The following is an 18,375-nucleotide window of genomic DNA, read 5'->3' on the forward strand; positions in this document are numbered from 1 at the left end:
CCGACGGCGGCGCGGCGCCGGCCTGTGCGGCGAGCGGCGGCAGTCCGGCGCTGAATGAGCGGTGACGGACGTACGACGGCGGGCTGCGGCAAAAGCGAAGGCTCCCGTCCGGATTCCGGACGGGAGCCTTCGCCCTTCGCATGGCGGCAGGGACGGTCAGGCGTGGGCGTAGGTGAGGCAGTCAGCGTTGTCGGCTCCCGGCCCGACGTGCACCTCCGGGGCGTTGCACATCAGGTGGTCATTGTGGACGCACTCGGCCCGCTGGCAGGCTCCCACGTCGGCGAGGACCTTGGGCAGGCCGCCGTGGATGCCGGTCTCGATGAACGTGGCGCAGGATGCGTGGTCCTGGCTTCCCCCCACGGTGATGGCATGGGCGGTGCAGCCTTCATGGTCGTTGAATGAACAACGGGTGACACTGCAGTCGGCAACATGGGTCGTCATGAAGTTCCTCCGTAAGTTCCACCGCCCGGGCGGGCGGCTCGTGCACCTACGGTAGGCCTGATCCCGGTGATCAAAAAGACCCAATACTTTGACCTAATGCCCCTCCGCCAGGCTGCGCCTGGACAGGGGCAGCCCGGACCGGGTGAAGGCCCAGGCGAGCGCTGCCGCCGTCAAGGGCACTGCCACCAGCAGCGCGGACAGGTGCAGCCAGGGAACCTCGAGGGCTGTCCGCATGTCCGTGGAAAGGACCAGCAGGACCGCGGGCACCGTTCCTGCCAGCGTCCCCAGAACGGCTCCAACGCCGCTGGTGAACAGTCCCTGCGACCCGGCAAGGGCCTTGCGCAGCCTTGGCGAGGCCCCGACGCCGGCGAGGACCGCATGGTCCTTCCGGGCATCAGCCATGGAGAGTCCTGTCGTAATGCCCGCCGCGCTGAAGGTGATCAGCGCAGCCGCGGCCACGATGGACCAGGTGATCCACTGGCTTACCTGCGAAACGCCCGGTTCCGCCTGGAAAGTCATGCCCGGCTGCCCGTAGACGGCGGCGGCCGCAGCGGAGGCCGCATCTGCCTCAGCCTCGGAGGGGTAGGCAGAGAGCTGCACGAGCAGTCCGGCCGGGGCCGCGCGGAGGTCCAGGCGTTCGGCGGTTTCCGGCGAGACAACGCCGTAGTAGGGCACCGGGACAGCCGGTTCAAGCACTGCCGCGGCAAGGGAGTCGCTCCTGACGGTTGAGGGGACGGTGCCCGGCCCCGAGGATGCCGGCTCTTGGGTCCGTACGTCCTTTCCCTCGAGCAGTACCCTTCCATCACTGACGAACACCGGGTTGGTCACCACCATCCCGCCGGCGTCCAGCACCGCCGTTGCCTCGGCGGTGGCGCTGCGGCCCAGCGCCGCCCGGATCTCCTCGCCGCCGCCCACCAGGATGGCCCGGCCGGACGGTTGTTCGCTGGCCATGGAACCGCGGCACCGCCAGTCGCCCGGGTCCAACACCCTTCCCTTGGGAGTCCTAGGGCATTCATTTGCCTGCGGCCTGGCAAGCGAAAACAGCAGGCAGTTTGACGTATCCGTGCGCGCCGGCAGTCCGGGATCAGCCGGGCCCTCGGGGCAGTTGCGCAGGCCCTCCGGCGCCGTGATCACGTGCGTCGATTCGACGGTGCCAAGGGCATCTGCCACCGCAGAGGAGAGCTTAGGGACATCCACCCGGACGGCCGGCTTCCTGCTGCCATCGGCCGACGCCGGCGGGTCCACCACCAGCGGCAGGTACGCCTGGTTTTCCAGGGCGCCCCAGTAATGTGATTCCCGCATCCCTGCCTGCTGGCTGGCGGAGAGCACCAGGGCGGCGCTTGCCAGGGTGGCGGCGGCGAGTACCGCGGCCACAGCGGGAACGCTGCGCCCGCGGTTCCGGGCCGAATCACGGGCCGCCATCCGGAGTGACAGCGGCATCCACTGGATGCGGGAGGTCAGGCGGAGGACCAGCCAGCCGGTCAGCAGCACCAGGGCAACAACCGCCAGCACGGCGCCGAGGATGAGCACCGTGACCACCAGCGGCAGTTGCTCCGCCAGCCGGTCCGGATCGTTGGTGGACCGTCCCAACAGCCAGCCCGCCGCCAACAGCCCGGCAGCGAGTACCAGCACCCCGGCGCCGGCCAGGGGTGCCCGCCGCGGCTTCGCGGAGGGTGCCCGGCCGGCTTTGAGGGCACCCAGCACCGCCTGACGGGAAACCTGGCGGGCAGGTACCATCGCCGCGATGGTGCAGGATGCCAGCCCCATGGCCATGGCGGCGAGTGTCAGCAGGAAATCCGGATGCAGCCCTGCCAGCCGTGCCGAGCCGTGCAACCGGACCACGTGGACGACGACGGCAGCGGCTCCCAGCCCCACCGCGGCTCCGGCGGCAACGGCAACGCCGCCCAGCCAGAGTCCACCCGCGGTGACAACAGCGCGGATGGCGGGGCCTTCCGCACCCGAGGATGCCAGCAGTGCCAGCTCACGCACCTGCTGCCTGGCGCCCACGGCGAAGGCAGCACCGGCCAGCAGGCCCACCTCCAGCAGCGCCAGGGCGCCGATCAGGCCGAAGCCGGCGTAGACGGCCACCGCTTCCGTGGAATCATCCCGGGGCACGGAACCGGCAACGGTCCGTTCCTCCCGGGACGGCGGGTCCAGCACCACGCTGCGGGACAGCACGCCCACGCCTTTACTGTTGGCTTCCATGACCTGCGGCCAGGTGACCGGCTCCGGACCCACCAGGTAGTAGGACACGGACTGGCGGGTCTGCGGTCCCCTGGCAAGGTCAGAGGGTACCTGTCCTGCCTGCAGGTACAGGAAACTGGTGCCGTCCGGGAGGCCGGCATCGCGAATGGTGCCCACCGGCACGAAGGTGCCTGCCGACGTCGTAAATTCCTGTCCGAAAGTGAGGTGGAAGCGCGTCATCAGCCCGGGCGACGCCAGCACCTCCGTGCCGTCGCGCGGGGCCCGGCCCGCCAGGAGGCTGAACTTTCCGGTGAAGGCCGGATTGAGGGCATCCACTTCGCGGCCCTGCAGCGAAACAAGTGCTTCCCCCACGCCGGTGGTCAGCTGGAGCAGGCGTTGCGGCAGCACATCGTAGCCCGCGGGAATGGCGTCAAGCGGGTCGGTCCGCCGGAATTCAGGATCGAACCGGCCGGTGCTGGAGGCGACCACACCGTCATTGAGCGGGTCCTGGAGGGAGTCCGCGCTGGGAACGGGCAGGACGCTGAACCTGGCCTGGGTGCTTCCCAGTTCGTAGGTGACGATTTCACCCGGCGTCCGCTGCGAGCTCTGGTAGAGGGTGGCGGCACCCGTCATCCCGGCCACGGGCAGCATGATGAGCAGGATGATGAGGAGGGACCGCCCCTTGTGGCGGGTGATGTCCCGGCGCGCCAGCCGCAGGGCAACCCGAAGGCTGCTCCGGCGGCTTGTGGGCGCCGGAGCAAGGTCCACCGGCATCAGAGACCGGCCTGGGTGAGCAGCATGGTGGGATCGTGCATGGCGGCGGCCTGGTCGATGATCCGCCCGTCCCGAAGGAAAACCACGCGGTCCGCCCAGGCGGCGTGCCTGGCTTCGTGGGTGACGAGCATGACGGCCGCTCCGGCGTCGGCACGGGCCCGCAGGACCTCCATGACCCCTTGGCCCGTTGTCGAATCCAATGCACCTGTAGGTTCATCGGCCAGGATCAGCCGCCGCTGGCCCACGATGGCCCTGGCGATCGCGACGCGCTGCTGCTGGCCGCCGGACATCTGGTCCATGAACCGGTCCGCCAGTTCGGGAATCCCCACTTGCCGCAGCGCATCGGCGGACTGCCGGTGCGCTTTCCTGGTGGAAGTTCCGTCCAGTTCCAGCGGCAGCGCCACGTTCTCCGCGGCGGTCAGCGTGGGAACCAGGTTGAAGTCCTGGAAGACGTACCCCACGGCCCGGCGGCGCAGCCGGGCCAGTTCGTTCAGGCCCAGCCCGGCCAGCGGCGTGGACTCAACGTAGACAGCGCCCGACGTCGGCCGGTCCAGTCCGCCGGCAATGGCCAGAAGGGAGGACTTGCCGGAGCCCGACGGGCCCATGACCGCGACGAACTCCCCAGCTGAAATGGTGAGGTCAACGTCGCGGAGGGCGGCGACCGCCGTCGCGCCGTGCCCGAAAGTCCTTCCCACCCTGGCGAGTTCAAGGACCTGCTGCGGCCCCTGCACGCTCACCGGCGGATGTCCGCGTTGAGCGGGGTGTCTTCCGTGGCCCCGTTGGAGGCTTTCCGGGCTCCACTTGCCGCCGTGGCCTGCGCCTGCTGGACCATCCTGGCCTCGCATAGGTCCAGCCAGCGGACTTCCGCTTCGGTCTGGAAGATCAGTGAATCGAGCACCAACAGCCAGGCAGTATCCGTGGCCCGCTGGTTTGCCGCCGTATCGCGGCGCGCCCTGGTGTAGTCCTGCAGGGCGCGGATGGACGCCACCCGCTGGGCCTGGATGATGGCCTGGACATCGACCCCGGGCAGGGTAACGGCGAGCGCAAGCTTGATGGCGAGCTCGTTGCGTGGTGGGCTGTTCCGCTCCACGGGGGCGGAAAACCAGTTCCGCACCTCGTCCTTGCCGGCAGGGGTGATGCTGTACACCACGTGCCCTTCGCCGTCGTCGCCCTCCTTAGCCACCAGGGCATCGCGCTCCAGCCGGTCAAGCGTGGTGTACACCTGCCCGATGTTCAGCGGCCACGTGGCCCCGGTGCGGTTCTCGAACTCGACCCGCAGCTGGTAGCCGTAGCGCGGCTGGTCCTGCAACAGGGCAAGGAGGCTGTGGCGAATGGACATTGTGCTCCCCCGGGCTGGTTCCAACCGGTATGCACGAGCCCCCAAGACCCGTGCATACCGCGTATAGGCAGCCTAGCCCCGACTGACGCCCCGGCGCAATACCGGGTATGCAATCGGGGGTTCCTACATGACCAGGAGGACCTTGCCCACGTGGTCGCCGCTGTCGAAATAGCGGTGGGCTGCCGCTACCTGGTCCAGCGGGAAGGTCTTGGCGACCAGCGGACGGATCCGGCCGTCAGCCACCAGCGGCCACACGGCGTCCCGCACCGCAGTCATGATGGCACCCTTTTCGGCTACCGGCCGGGGCCGCAGGGCGGTGGCCACCACGGCTGCCCGCTTCTTCAGCAACAGGCCCAGGTCCAGCTCCCCCTTGGTGCCGCCTTGCAGGCCGATCACCACCAGGCGCCCGTAGTCGGCCAGGGCCTCCACGTTCTGCTTGAGGTACTTGGCCCCCACCACGTCCAGGATGACGTCCGCCCCGTAGCCATCGTTCTGCCGCCGCAGGCTCTCCGGGAAGTCCTCCTCGGCGTAGTTGATGGCGATGTCAGCACCAAGGAACGCCTTGGCGGTGCCCACCTTCTCGTCAGTGCCGGCAGTCGTGGCCACCTTGGCGCCAAAGGCCTTGGCAAGCTGGATGGCCATGGTGCCGATCCCGCCGGTGGCGCCGTGGATGAGGACGGTCTCCCCCGGCTGCAGCTGCGCCGTCATGATCAGGTTCGAATAGACCGTTGCGGCCACTTCCGGCAGCGAGGCCGCTGTGACCAGGTCCACCCCGTCCGGCACCCGCAGTACCTGCTCGGCCGGAACCGCCACCTGCTGGGCATAGCCGCCGCCGGCCAGCAGGGCCACCACCTTGTCCCCCAACGAAAATGGCTTGCTGACGCCGGGGCCAAAGCCTGCGATCCGGCCCGAAACTTCCAGCCCGGGGATCTCGGAGGCACCGGGAGGCGGCGGGTAGAAACCCCGGCGCTGCTGGACATCGGCCCGGTTCAGGCCCGCAGCCACCACGTCAATGAGCACTTCGCCCTGGCCAGGCACCGGCGCATCCACGTCCCGGACTTCCAGCACTTCCGGGCCGCCCGGTTCCGATATGTAGACGGCTTTCATGGACCTCTCCCGTTCCTGACTCAAATCCTGGCTGCAACAAGTGTGCACCGGGCACCTTCCCGCTCCTGTTTTGTTGCAGGCAAGTGCCTATGAAACACTACTAGCTGAGGAAGGTTGTCCGAGCGGCCGAAGGAGCTGGTCTTGAAAACCAGTGTGCGGTAACCCCGTACCAAGAGTTCGAATCTCTTACCTTCCGCACTGGAAACCCCTGGCAGCCGGCACCGGCCGCCAGGGGTTTTGTGTTTTGGGCGCTGCTGTCTTACCGGTCAAGCGTGACAGGGCGTTCGGGTCAGCGTCGCAGGATGGCTGCCGCGATCTCATCTGCATCCCTGAGGGTGCGCTGGCCGCTGCGGTAGGCGGGGCTGCCCGGCTGGAGGGCTTCGGCCGCGATGGCCGTGCCCCACTGGGTGGAGGACAACTGGAGGCCCAGCACGTACAGGTTTTCCGTCACGGACCCGTTGGAGGCAAGTGGGCGGTACGGGTGGGGCTCCACGTCCAGGCCCGTGGACTCGACGGGGGCACCTTCTGCGGTCATCATGAGCCGTGGACGCACCAGCCCATCGGACAGCATCTGCTCCAGGACCGGCGAATCATTGGCCGACACCCTGTTGCCCGGCGCAAGGGCCTCCACCATGGTCCGTGCCAGGACCGGCGGACCGGCAACCCACGGCGAGGAAGCCGTGAACATCGCGGACTGCCGGTCCACGCCGAACTTGGGGTCGGGTCCAACGAAGCTGACCACCCCTGCCCTGGCCAGTGCGGCGAGCTGTTCGGCGCGGAGCGCCGGCGGCCCGCTGGCAAGGCCTTCCACGAAGGATTCAAACCAGCCGCGCAGCCCGGCGACCCATGATTCATCGGTGATGCCGCCGTCGGCCACCGCCGTTTTGAGGAGGGCCCGCCCGTGGTGCAGGGCGCCGATGGCCATCTTGACGGGGTCGTCCTCGCCGAGCGCGGACCGGCGTGCATCGTCCAGCAGGAACTCCACCACGGCGGCATCGTGCTCACGCCGGGACGCGAAGGAGCGCCCCGCCAAGGGGGCCGCGAGGCCCGGTAGGTCCAGCCGGTGCCGCGGACCAACGTGGACGGCCAGGACGCTTTCCACGGCGTCTTCCCAGTTGGCGGCGCTGTGGGCGTGCGGCTGCAGGGCTTCCTCCAGCGCTGCCAGGAAAGCCGCCGCATCGGGGACAGCCCCTGGCTGCGAGCGCACCAGGGTTGCGTAGTACGCCCAGAGGGCATCGCGGTGCAGCAGGGGCCACAGGTCGTGGTCGAACGAGGGCCGGATTCCGGCCTTGGCCAGCCGCTCCAGGGCGGCTTCGGTGAGGTAGCGGAGCGTGATGGAGGTGGCGTAATAGCCGTTGAGGGCTGCTTTTGCACGGTAGGGGGTTCCGCGCCGGGACGCCGCGATGATCAGGGGTTCCTGGCCGGACGGTTCGTACTCCAGGCGGCTTCCCGTGGACACGAACTTTCCGCCGCGGCCTTCGGTGAGTTGCCCCATCGTGTCGAAGAAGTTCAGGCCCATCCCGCGGACCAGCACGGGTTTCCCCGCGGGAATCCGTGTCCAGTCCACGTCTGCGGGCACGGCAGGGGGAAAGTACTGCAGGCCCAGCTGCTCGGCCGCGGCGTGCAGGCCGCGCTGTTCCGGATTCAGCCGCGACGGGATGTGCCCCAGGGCGAGCACCACTGCGTTGGCGCGGAGGGCAGCCCCGGTGGCCAGGCCGACGTCGAACATTCCGTCCCCCACCGGACGCACGGACACAGCCGACGTTTCGTGGAATTCGACCGTGACGCCGTCGGGAGCTTTGGCCAGCAGCTCCTCCAGCATGCACTTCAGGTAGCGGCCGTACAGGGCGCGGCTGGGGAAGTCATTGGACCCCAGCACCGCCAGTTCCGCCCGCTCCTCACCGGTGAGGGCCGGCAACGGATGCCGCTGCTGCCGGGCACGCCACTGGTCGAACGTGGTGCCGGCCACGGGCGCCGGCAGCGACGGTTCCTGGGGAACCAGCGTGGGGTAGAAGGATTGCGTATTCATGAGGAACAGCCGTGACTGGCCGGGCTGCCACACGTGCCCCGGGCCCGCCGGGTAGGGGTCAACCACGTCGATGTGCAGCTGTGCAGGGCCTCCGGCCGCGGCGGCGTGGGCGAGCAGCCGCTCGAGCACGCTGGTGCCACGGGGGCCGCCGCCGATGATGACGGCCCGGTTGCTCTGCGATAATTCCACGGCATCCAGCGTACGGGCTGAAAGCGGAGGATGTGCCGGACGCTTGACTTGCCAGCCTTGGGGGATGTTGTTTGGATGGGGCGCATGACCACCACAGCAGCTGATCAAGCCTCCGCTCCCGGCCCTGGCCAGGACACCTCCGGCACCGCATCCCAGGAAACTGCGCCCGTGCCCGTCGACGAGAATGTGTGGCTGGAGGACATCTACGGCGAGGAACAGCTGGCCTGGGTCAGGGAGCAGAACTCCCGGACCGAGGACCTGCTGGAGGACGCCGGGTACGCCGAACTGGAGACCAGCATCCTGGAGGTCCTGGACTCCACGGACCGGATCGCCATGGTGGGCAAGCGGGGCGAGTGGTACTACAACTTCTGGAAGGACAGCCAGAACCCCAAGGGCCTGTGGCGGCGGACCACCTGGGAGAGCTACCTCACCGATTCCCCCGATTGGGACGTCCTGCTGGACGTGGACGAGCTGTCCCGGACCGAGGGCGAAGAGTGGGTGTTCCACGGCGCCACGTTCCTGCGCCCCGCGGCCGGAGCCCCCTACCGGCTGGCGCTGCTGGCCCTGTCCCCCGACGGCGGCGACGCGAACCGCTACCGCGAGTTCGACGTCGAGGCGCGCGGCTTCGTTGACCCCGCCCGGGGCGGGTTCGACCTGCCGACGGCGAAGGGCAGCGTGTCGTGGCTGGATGCCGACACACTCCTGGTTTCCTCCACCGCGGAAGGCCTGCCCAAGACCGCGTCGTCCTACGCCCGCACAGCGGTGACCCTCAAACGCGGCGGTTCCCTGGCCGCTGCCCCGCGCCTTTTCGACGTGCCGGAGGACCACATGATGGCCGTCGCGGCGCACGATTCCACACCCGGATTTGAGCGCACCTTCGCTGTTGACTACATCGACTTCTTCAACCGGACCAACTTTGTGCTCCGGGACGGTGACTGGACGCCGATCGATGTGCCCACCGACGTCAACGTCAGCGCGCACCGGGAATGGCTGCTCTTCCGCCCGCAACAGGACTGGGTCCTCGACGGAACCACCTACCCCTCCGGCGCCCTGCTCGCCGCAAACTTCGAGGACTACCTCGCCGGGAGCCGGCAGCTCACCGTGCTGTTCACCCCCGATGACCACACATCGCTGCAGTCCTGGAGCTGGACCCGCAGCTTCCTGCTGCTGAACCTGCTCAGGGACGTTTCCTCGGAAATCCGGGTCCTGGATCCATCCAGGCCCGCCGGCACCACGGACTGCGGCTGGGCGGCCACCCTCCTTGACGCCTGCCCACCGCTGCATGACGTGAATGCCTACGCCGTGGACGACGAGGACGACGGACCAGCCGACGGCGGCGCCGGCGACGACTTCTGGCTCGTCGCCACGGGTTTCACCACCCCCACCACGCTCATGCGCGGCACCCTGGAGCACCACAGCGCCGGGACGTCCGGCGTGGTGGGCCGGCATGCGGCAATCAAGGCCTCGCCGTCGTTCTTTGCCGACACTGACTATGAAGTGGAGCAGCACTTCGCCGTGTCCGACGACGGCACCCGGGTTCCGTATTTCCAGATTGCTCCGCGGGGGCTGGCTTTGGACGGGCAGAACCCCACCCAGCTGTCCGGCTACGGCGGGTTTGAGGTTTCGCGGACGCCGTCCTACAGCGGCACGGTGGGCCGGGCATGGCTGGAGCGGCGGACCACGCTGTCCGGCGGCGACGGCGGGAAGGCGCCCCACTCCCGCGGCGGAGTGTACGTGGTGGCGAATATCCGGGGCGGCGGGGAGTACGGGCCCGCCTGGCACCGGGCGGCACTGAAGGAAAACCGGCACCGGGCCTACGAGGACTTCGCGGCCGTGGCACGGGACCTCATCTCCCGCGGCGTCACCTCGCCCCGCCGCCTGGGCTGCGTGGGCGGCTCCAACGGCGGCCTCCTGGTGGGCAACATGCTCACCCGGTACCCCGAACTGTTCAGGGCCGTCTCCTGCGGAGTGCCCCTGCTGGACATGCGGCGTTACACCAAGCTCTCCGCCGGGCATTCGTGGATCGCCGAGTACGGGAACCCGGACGTTCCCGAACAGTGGGAGTACATCAGGACCTTCTCGCCCTACCACCTGCTCAAGGACGCGGTGGAGTACCCGGAGACCTTTATCTGGACGGCAACCTCCGATGACCGGGTTGGCCCCGTGCAGGCGCGGAAGATGGCAGCCCGGATGCTGGCCATGGGCATCCCCAACGTCTGGTTCCACGAAGCCCTGGAGGGTGGCCATGCTGGCGCCTCGGACAACCGGCAGGCTGCCGCGCTGCAGGCCCGCAGCCAGCACTTCCTGTGGAAGGCGCTGGCAGGCTGACCGGCGTGGGCCCCTGGCTGGCTGTCCGGAGGGCCGGTTCCGGCCTCCCGGAAATCCGCATCGTCCGCCCCGGGCAACGATTGCCATAGGGCGCCGGGGCCGCGGCGGGCATGCCCGCGGCTGCGGCGGGGACCGTTTTGCACTGCATGGCCGGATCTGCGTATCCTTGGTGGGCTAGGAATAGCAATTGGAGACGTGCCAGAGCGGCCGAATGGACTTCACTGCTAATGAAGGGTCGGGGTTAAACTCGACCGGGGGTTCAAATCCCCCCGTCTCCGCGTTTGGCCCCGGTCCTGGACCGGGGCCTTTTGCGTTTCAGGGTGCCCTTGGCCAGTCCTAAGCCCGTTGGCGAATCAGCGCCTTGAAGGTTCGGAAACGCGAACAAGCTTCTGATACGCCGGGCGTGGGCCCGGTCCGCGGAAAACGCTGTCCGGTAGCCGGACGCTGGGCGCGCAGGCTTTGCCGCAGTGGCAGGATTAGCGCATGGCGGCACGCAGCAACTCAACCCAACCGGATGTGGGCCGGGCGGCATGGAATCCACGCCTGGCGCTTCTGGTGGCGGCAACGTTCTTCATGGAATTCCTGGACGGCACGGTCCTGACCACGGCCATTCCCAGCATTTCGTCGGACTTCGCCATCCCCGCCGCCGACGTCAACATCACCATGACCGCGTACCTGCTGACGGTAGCCGTCGGCATTCCCATCAGCGGCTGGCTGGCGGAACGGTTCGGCGCCAGGCGGATCTTCTGCGCGGCCATCGCCATCTTCACGCTCGCTTCCCTGGCCTGCGCCCTCAGCCAGGACCTTGCCACGCTGACGCTGAGCCGCATCGCCCAGGGCGTTGGCGGGGCCATGATGGTGCCGGTGGGAACCCTGGTGGTCCTGCGCGGAACGCCGAAATCCGAATTACTGCGTGCCACCGCCTTCCTGGTGTGGCCCGGGCTCCTGGCACCCGTCCTCGCGCCGCTGGTAGGCGGCGCGCTCACCACGTACCTTTCCTGGCATTGGATCTTCCTGGTGAACATTCCCCTTGGTGCCGCCGCATTTGCCGCCGCCCTGCGCCTGGTCCCCCCGGCTCCGGGAGATCCGCACCGGCGGCTGGACTGGCCCGGAATGGCCCTGACCACGGTGGGGGTGGGCGCACTCGTGGCCGGTCTGGAACTGGCCAGCAGCCATCCTGAACTGCCCTGGGCCGGGATCAGTGCCGCCGCCGGGGTTGCCGCCCTGGCCGGGGCCGTGTTCTGGATGCGCAGGACTCCCCATCCGCTGTTCAACCTGCAGGTCTTCCGCACCCGGACCTTCCGGGCCATGGCCACCGGCGGGTTCATTTACCGGGTCACCATCAGTTCAGTGCCGTTCCTGCTGCCCCTGATGTTCCAGACCGGGTTCGGCTGGTCTCCCCTGCATGCCGGGGCGCTGGTGGCGGCCGTGTTCATTGGGAATATCGGGATCAAACCGGCCACCACCCCGCTGATCCGGAAGTTCGGTTTCAAGGCAATGCTGGTGTTCGCCTCGCTGGCCTCCGCCGTCACCTTCGCCCTCTGTGCCCTGCTGACACCGCAGACCCCTGAGGCGTTGATGTTTGTGCTGCTGGTGTGCAGCGGGGCCTTCCGCTCCATCGGTTTCTCGGCTTATGCCTCCGTGCAGTACGCCGACATCCCGCCGGCACAGCTGACCTCCGCCAACACGGTGTCGGCCACCCTGGTACAGCTGGCCACCGGCTCGGGTATCGCGGTGGCAGCCCTGCTTATCCGGACCTTTGACGGGCTGGCCCTCGGACCGCAGGACCCCGCCGGGCCCTTCCGCGGCGCTTTTGTGGCAATGGCCGTCCTGATGCTGGCCAGCACCGCGGACAGCATCCTGCTCCCCCGCCATGCGGGGGCAGCCGTCAGCCGGCCTGGGCCAAAACCAGGGGAAGCACCGCTCCCGCCCCGGCCTGCCGAAGGGCGCGCCCCGCGACGGTAAGGGTCCACCGGCTGTCGGCGAGGTCATCAATCAGCATGACCGTCTGGCCCTGGACGGACTGCAGGGCGGCTTCGAGCTCCGGGCCCACCACCAGCCTGTCCCACACGCCCGCCAGCCGGTAAGCGCTGTTTCCGCCGCGTCCGCCGGTGGGACCGCCGTGCGCCGGCTGCAGATCACCAAGGTAGGGAATGCGCCCGATCTCGGAAATCCCCCTGGCCAGCGAGCCCACCAGCTGCGGTTTGCTGCGGGACGGCATACCCACGATGGCGGCCGGCCTGCCCGCGCCGCTCCAGCCCGGGTTCCGGGCATCGCCGGTTCCCCATTCGCGCAGGACCTGCACGCAGGCCTGGAGCATGCCGGGATCCACCGGCCGGTCCTCCGCGCCGGCGGCAAACAGCTCCCGCAAGGCACCGCCCCACCCCAGGTCGGTCAGCCGGGCCAGGACACGTCCCTCCGAAAGGCCCTCTGCCGGCTTGAGCTTTCCTTTCACCGGTACTCCCAGCCGGTCCATCCCGCTGGGCCACTGAAGGCGCGGTTCAAGGACGCCGCCGGCCCTGCTCAGGGTCTGGCCGGCCGCCGCCGTGGCATCGGCTGCCACGTCTGCCGGGAACCACCGGCCGGCGCAGTTGTCGCACCGCCCGCAGGGACGGGCCGTCTCGTCATCCAGGACCGAGGTGATGTATTCCATCCTGCATCCTGCGGTGTCCTGGTAGATCACCATGGAGTCCTGCTCGTCCACCCGTGCCTCGGCAATGCGGCCGTAGCGTTCCGCGTCATAAACCCAGGGCTGGCCGGTGGACCGCCATCCCCCGCCGACCCGTTCCACCGCCCCGTCCACCGACAACACCTTCAGCAACAGCTCAAGCGGCGTGCGGCGAAGGTCCACCCTGGCCTCCAGCGCCACGGTTGACAGGGCGGTTCCGGCTTCAGCCAAGGCCGTCAGCACGGCTCCGGCCTTCTCCTCGGACGGCATGGACGCGGTGGCGAAGTACTGCCAGATCTCACGGTCCTCCGCGCCCGGGAGCAGCAGGACGTCCGCGTTGGCGGCACCACGTCCGGCACGCCCCACCTGCTGGTAGTAGGCGACGGGCGAGGACGGCGCACCGAGGTGGACGACGAAGCCAAGATCGGGCTTGTCGAAGCCCATCCCCAGGGCGGACGTGGCCACCAGCGCCTTGACCTGGTTGTCCTTCAGTAACTGCTCGGCCCGTTCACGGTCCGCGGGATCGGTCCGTCCGGTGTAGGCGAGTACGTTGTGCCCCGCTTCTGATAACAGGCGGGCGGTGTCCTCGGCCGCGGAAACGGTAAGGGTGTAAATAATCCCGCTGCCCGGAAGATCGGCCAGGTGGGTCAGCAGCCAGCCCAGCCGTTCCTTGGAGTCACGGAGCGACAGGACACCAAGCCGCAGCGAGTCACGGCCCAGGGAGCCGCGGATGGTCAGGACTCCCTCACCGAGCTGCTCTTCGATATCGTGCACCACGCGTGAGTTGGCCGTGGCGGTGGTCGCCAGGACGGGGACGGAATCCGGCAGCCGCGTGATGAGGTCCGCGATCCGGCGGTAGTCGGGGCGGAAGTCGTGCCCCCAGTCGGAAATACAGTGGGCTTCATCGATGACCAGCAGGCCGGTCCGGCGGAGCAGTTCGGGCAGCTGGGTTTCGCGGAACGCGGGATTGGTCAGCCGCTCCGGCGAGACGAGGAGGACGTCCACCTCATCGGCGGCCAATTGGCCACGCACGGTGTCCCACTCCAGCTGGTTGGCGGAGTTGATGGCAACGGCACGCACCCCGGCCCGGGCGGCGGCGGCCACCTGGTCCCGCATCAGGGCAAGCAGCGGCGAGACGATCAGGGTGGGCCCGGCGCCCCGGCGCCGCAGCAGCAGGGAGGCCACGAAGTACACAGCCGACTTGCCCCAGCCGGTGCGCTGCACCACCAAAGCCCGCCGCCCGCCGTCGACCAGTGCCTCAATGGCCTCAAACTGCCCGTCATGGAAGACCGCGTCCGGGTGCCCCACCAGGCCCCGCAGGACCTCAAGCGCTTCGGCATGGGTGGCGGTGCCCGATGCGCCGGGAGCTGCCATGTCTGCAACGGCGGTAGCGGAAACTGTGGACGTGTACTGGTTATCGGCCATTGGTTCAGTATCCCAGCACCCTCCGACACCCTGCACAGCCGCGGGCTGCTATGTGGAAAGCCGGCCGCAAAGCGGACCTGTTACGAAAGAGCTCCCCAATCCACATTGGCCGGAAGCGCTGCCCACGTAAGATAAAGCCCGTGACTAGCGAACAGACAACGACATTTGACCTTTCGGCATCCTTCAAGGCCTACGACGTCCGTGGGATTGTAGGCGAGTCGATCACCGCCGAAATCGTCGAAGCCGTGGGGGCTGCGTTCGTGGATGTCCTGCAGCTCGAAGGCCAGACCATCGTGGTGGGCGGGGACATGCGCCCCTCCTCCCCCGAGTTCACCAAGGCCTTCGCCAACGGAGCGGCAGCCCGCGGCGCCAATGTGGAGCTCCTGGACCTGATCTCCACCGATGAGCTGTACTTTGCCTGCGGGTTCCTCAACCGCGCCGGGGCCACCTTCACCGCCAGCCACAACCCCGCCGAATACAACGGCATCAAGATGGCCAAGGCGGGCGCCGTCCCCATCTCCTCCGAAACCGGCCTCAAGGAGATCCAGGCCCTCGCGGAGCAGTACCTCAACTCCGGGTCAATCCCCGCAGGCGGCACGCGCGGCCTCATCAGTGTCCGCGACGTGCTCAAGGACTACTCCGAGTACCTCCGCAAGCTCGTTGACCTCTCCGCGTCCCGCCCCCTGAAGGTGGTGGTGGATGCAGGCAACGGCATGGCCGGCCTGACCACCCCGGCCGTCCTGGGTGACGCGCTGCTGCCCAAGCTGCCTTTCGACATCGTTCCCCTGTATTTCGAACTGGACGGTTCCTTCCCCAACCACCCGGCCAACCCCCTGGAGCCGGAAAACCTCCGCGACCTGCAGGCAGCTGTCATCGAACACGGCGCGGACATCGGCCTGGCCTTCGACGGCGACGCCGACCGCTGCTTTGTCATCGACGAGAAGGGCGAGCCCGTCTCGCCGTCGGCCATCACCGGCATGGTGGCCCGCCGCGAGATCGCCCGCGCCAAGGCCCAGGGCGAGGAAAAGCCCGCCATCATCCACAACCTGCTGACCTCCCGCGCCGTCGCCGAACTGGTGGAGCACGACGGCGGCCGCGCCGTCCGCACGCGCGTGGGCCACTCCTTCATCAAGGCAGTCATGGCAAAGGAAGGCGCAGTATTCGGCGGCGAGCACTCCGCCCACTTCTACTTCCGCGACTTCTGGAACGCTGACACCGGCATGCTGGCCGCCATGCACGTCCTGGCAGCCCTGGGCGAGCAGGACGGCCCGCTCTCCGAGCTGGCCCGCGAATACGAGCCGTATGTCAGCTCCGGCGAGATCAACTCCGAGGTGGAGGACAAGCCCGCAGCGGTGGAGCGGGTGCGCCAGGCCTTCGCGGACGAGGACCTCACCGTGGACAACATGGATGGCAGCACGTTCACGGCCAACGACGGCAGCTACTGGTTCAACCTCCGCCCTTCCAACACCGAACCGTTCCTGCGGCTCAATGCCGAGGCAACGGACCGGGCCACCATGGAACGCATCCGCGACCGCGTCCTGTCCCTGGTGCGGGCCTAGCAGCGGATGGCTGACCACACGGGGCAGGCAGCGGGCGGAACCGGCGGGCAGGAAAGCTGGCGCGATTCCGTCTCCGAGGCCACGGCAACTGACCTGGAGAACCTCCTGGGCACGGGCGTCAGCGCGGCCCAGGAGCAGCTCCAGCGCAACGGCGGTTTCCTGCCTTTCGCGCTGACAGTCCAGAACGACGGCGAGGTGCGGCTGGTGGCCGTCTCGCCTGCTGATGCCGCCGACGGCGCGGACGGGGATTTCGACGCGGATGCCATGATCCACGACCTTCAGGCCCTCCTCCGCCAGAACCGGGACGATTTCCGCGCCGCCGCGGTGGTCTGCGACATCCTGCTGGTGGAGGAGGATTCGGACGCCATCCATGTGGCCGCCGAACACCGCGACGGATCCCTGTTTGCGGCCGTGCTGCCATACTCCGCCAACGCAACCACACAGTCCTGGGAGTTCGGCGAACTGGGCGCGGACGCCAGCGAGCCTGCGATCTGGGTGGACTAGACCGGACCCGCAGCCATGAAGATCAATGCCTTCGCTGACGTCAGCCTGCGAGCACTCATGGTGCTCGCAGCCGTTCCGGACGGCACGCTGCTCACCACCCAGAGCATCGCGGACGCGGTGGGCACACCCTACAACCATGTCAGCAAGGCCATGGCCAAACTGCGGAGCATGGGCCTGATTGAGGTTGTCCGGGGCCGGTCCGGCGGTTCCCGGCTCAGCCATGCGGGCCGGATCGCCTCCGTGGGCCAGATCCTGCGGCAGCTTGATACCCGCACCGATCCTGCCGATTGTGTTGCGCCTGGCGGCAACTGCCCGCTCATTAACGAGTGCAAACTGCGCGGCGCACTGGCCCGCGCCCGCGAAGCCTTCTATGCGGAGCTGGACTCCGTGGTGATCGCGGAACTCCCCCAGGCCCGGCAAATGGCTCCGGTCTTCCAGATGATCGGCCTCCGCCCGGGGCTTTGAACCGACTATCCGAGCGCAGGCTCCCGGTTTGATTTCAAACTTCTACAAGGTGTAGAACTGAGGCAGAAATACTCGTATTTCAAATATGAGTTTTCCTCCGGCCGGACGAAGGCCCCGGCCACTACCTCAGGAGTTCAGATGCTCTCGGACAAGTCCCGCCCCGTCATTGAGGCCACCCTGCCGCTGGTCGGTTCCCGGATCGGATCCATCACCCCCAACTTCTACGCCCGCCTGTTCGCGGCGCACCCCGAACTGATGGATGGCCTGTTCAGCCGCTCCAACCAGCGCTCCGGCAACCAGCAGCAGGCCCTCGCCGGGAGCATCGCCGCCTTCGCCACCCATCTGGTGAACAACCCGGGCACCCTGCCGGAAACTGTCCTTTCGCGCATCGCGCACCGGCACGCCTCCCTGGGCATCACGGAGCCGCAGTACCAGGTGGTCTACGAGCACCTGTTCGCCGCCATCGCCGAGGACCTGGCCGAGGTGATCACTCCTGAAATCGCCGAAGCCTGGACCGAGGTGTACTGGCTGATGGCGGACGCCCTGATCAAGCTCGAAAAGGGCCTCTACGCCGCGCAGGCCAACGACAAAATGTGGACGCCCTGGCGGGTGGCAGCCAAGGCACCGGCAGGAACCGGGTCCATGACCTTCACCCTGGAGCCGGCCGACGACACCCCCGTCACCCCCGCCCTGCCCGGCCAGTACATCAGCGTCAAAGTGGCCCTCCCGGACGGGCTGCGCCAGGTCCGCCAGTACTCCCTCTCCGGCGATGCAGGCACCAGCCGCATCTTCACCACCAAGCTGGACGACGGCGGCGAGGTCTCCCCCGTCCTGCACCACACCGTCCAGGTGGGCGACGTCGTCGAGATCTCCAACCCCTACGGCGAGATCACGCTCAAGGAGGGCGACGGCCCCGTGGTCCTCGCCTCCGCCGGCATTGGCTGCACGCCCACCGCCTCCATCCTCCGCTCCCTCGCCGAATCAGGCTCCGACCGGCAGGTCCTGGTGCTGCATGCCGAAAGCACCCTGGACAGCTGGGCCCTGCGCAGCCAGATGACGGACGACGTCGAGCGCCTGGACGGCGCGGAACTCCAGCTGTGGCTGGAGAAGCCGGTGGAGGGCGCCCGGGAAGGGTTCATGTCCCTGCGCGAAGTGGACCTTCCGGCGGACGCCTCCCTCTACCTCTGCGGCCCCCTGCCGTTCATGAAGAACATCCGCAACGAGGCCATCAACGCCGGCATCCCGGCCACCAAGATCCACTACGAGGTCTTCGGCCCGGACATCTGGCTCGCCAGCTGAAACAGCCATCCAACGACGGCGGCCCCGCACCTTTTCGAAAAAGGTGCGGGGCCGCCGTCGTGGC

At 68.3% G+C, this 18,375-nt stretch carries 13 protein-coding genes and 2 tRNA genes; 8 read left to right on the plus strand and 7 right to left on the minus strand.

Annotated elements, in window-relative coordinates:
• Positions 1-156: 156 nt before the first annotated feature.
• The 5 genes from AC3ANU_RS19055 to AC3ANU_RS19075 all read right to left on the minus strand — a co-directional run bounded on the left by AC3ANU_RS19055 (position 157) and on the right by AC3ANU_RS19075 (position 5,845).
• On the minus strand, positions 157-441 hold the full coding sequence (locus tag AC3ANU_RS19055; protein ID WP_018771212.1) for a DUF1540 domain-containing protein: 285 nt from the start codon (positions 439-441) through the stop codon (positions 157-159).
• Positions 442-534: 93 nt separating this feature from the next.
• Positions 535-3,399: an ABC transporter permease family protein gene (locus AC3ANU_RS19060; protein ID WP_488315077.1), complete on the minus strand. Its 2,865-nt coding sequence runs from the start codon at positions 3,397-3,399 to the stop codon at positions 535-537.
• Positions 3,399-4,136: an ABC transporter ATP-binding protein gene (locus AC3ANU_RS19065; RefSeq protein ID WP_488315078.1), complete on the minus strand. Its 738-nt coding sequence runs from the start codon at positions 4,134-4,136 to the stop codon at positions 3,399-3,401. The genes AC3ANU_RS19060 and AC3ANU_RS19065 overlap by 1 nt, the downstream gene beginning before the upstream one ends.
• Positions 4,133-4,738, minus strand: coding sequence for a PadR family transcriptional regulator (locus AC3ANU_RS19070; protein WP_224084274.1), 606 nt, complete (start codon positions 4,736-4,738; stop codon positions 4,133-4,135). The genes AC3ANU_RS19065 and AC3ANU_RS19070 overlap by 4 nt, the downstream gene beginning before the upstream one ends.
• Positions 4,739-4,861: 123 nt before the next feature.
• A complete protein-coding gene (locus tag AC3ANU_RS19075) occupies positions 4,862-5,845 on the minus strand; it encodes an NAD(P)H-quinone oxidoreductase (RefSeq protein WP_018771216.1) in 984 nt (327 codons plus the stop codon).
• A 108-nt stretch (positions 5,846-5,953) separates the two neighbouring features.
• Here AC3ANU_RS19075 and AC3ANU_RS19080 point away from each other — a divergent pair.
• Positions 5,954-6,041, plus strand: a tRNA-Ser gene (locus AC3ANU_RS19080).
• Between the two features lie 93 nt (positions 6,042-6,134).
• Here AC3ANU_RS19080 and AC3ANU_RS19085 read toward each other — a convergent pair.
• A complete protein-coding gene (locus tag AC3ANU_RS19085; RefSeq protein ID WP_144600281.1) occupies positions 6,135-8,063 on the minus strand; it encodes an FAD/NAD(P)-binding protein in 1,929 nt (642 codons plus the stop codon).
• An 84-nt stretch (positions 8,064-8,147) separates the two neighbouring features.
• Between AC3ANU_RS19085 and AC3ANU_RS19090 the strand changes: the two genes are divergently transcribed.
• The 3 genes from AC3ANU_RS19090 (at position 8,148) to AC3ANU_RS19100 (ending at position 12,356) form a co-directional block, all read left to right on the plus strand.
• Positions 8,148-10,391 (plus strand): prolyl oligopeptidase family serine peptidase, encoded by a 2,244-nt coding sequence (locus AC3ANU_RS19090; protein WP_488315079.1) that lies wholly within the window; start codon positions 8,148-8,150, stop codon positions 10,389-10,391.
• Positions 10,392-10,580: 189 nt separating this feature from the next.
• A tRNA-Ser gene (locus AC3ANU_RS19095) sits at positions 10,581-10,669 on the plus strand.
• Positions 10,670-10,874: 205 nt separating this feature from the next.
• On the plus strand, positions 10,875-12,356 hold the full coding sequence (locus AC3ANU_RS19100; RefSeq protein ID WP_478222345.1) for an MFS transporter: 1,482 nt from the start codon (positions 10,875-10,877) through the stop codon (positions 12,354-12,356).
• On the opposite strand, the gene AC3ANU_RS19105 is transcribed toward AC3ANU_RS19100, so the two are convergent.
• Entirely contained in the window at positions 12,280-14,484 is a 2,205-nt protein-coding gene (locus tag AC3ANU_RS19105) for a RecQ family ATP-dependent DNA helicase (RefSeq protein ID WP_478222346.1), read from the minus strand. The two genes, AC3ANU_RS19100 and AC3ANU_RS19105, sit on opposite strands and share 77 nt — an antisense overlap.
• Before the next feature lie 140 nt (positions 14,485-14,624).
• Between AC3ANU_RS19105 and AC3ANU_RS19110 the strand changes: the two genes are divergently transcribed.
• From AC3ANU_RS19110 to AC3ANU_RS19125, 4 genes are all read left to right on the plus strand, one after another.
• A complete protein-coding gene (locus AC3ANU_RS19110) occupies positions 14,625-16,043 on the plus strand; it encodes a phosphomannomutase/phosphoglucomutase (RefSeq protein ID WP_018771221.1) in 1,419 nt (472 codons plus the stop codon).
• A 6-nt stretch (positions 16,044-16,049) separates the two neighbouring features.
• Positions 16,050-16,547 (plus strand): hypothetical protein, encoded by a 498-nt coding sequence (locus AC3ANU_RS19115; protein WP_144600277.1) that lies wholly within the window; start codon positions 16,050-16,052, stop codon positions 16,545-16,547.
• A gap of 15 nt (positions 16,548-16,562) precedes the next feature.
• A complete protein-coding gene (locus AC3ANU_RS19120; protein WP_018771223.1) occupies positions 16,563-17,012 on the plus strand; it encodes an RrF2 family transcriptional regulator in 450 nt (149 codons plus the stop codon).
• A 138-nt stretch (positions 17,013-17,150) separates the two neighbouring features.
• Positions 17,151-18,311, plus strand: coding sequence for a globin domain-containing protein (locus tag AC3ANU_RS19125; RefSeq protein ID WP_018771224.1), 1,161 nt, complete (start codon positions 17,151-17,153; stop codon positions 18,309-18,311).
• Positions 18,312-18,375 lie beyond the last annotated feature (64 nt).

Source organism: Arthrobacter sp. SDR-2R, assembly GCF_057747955.1.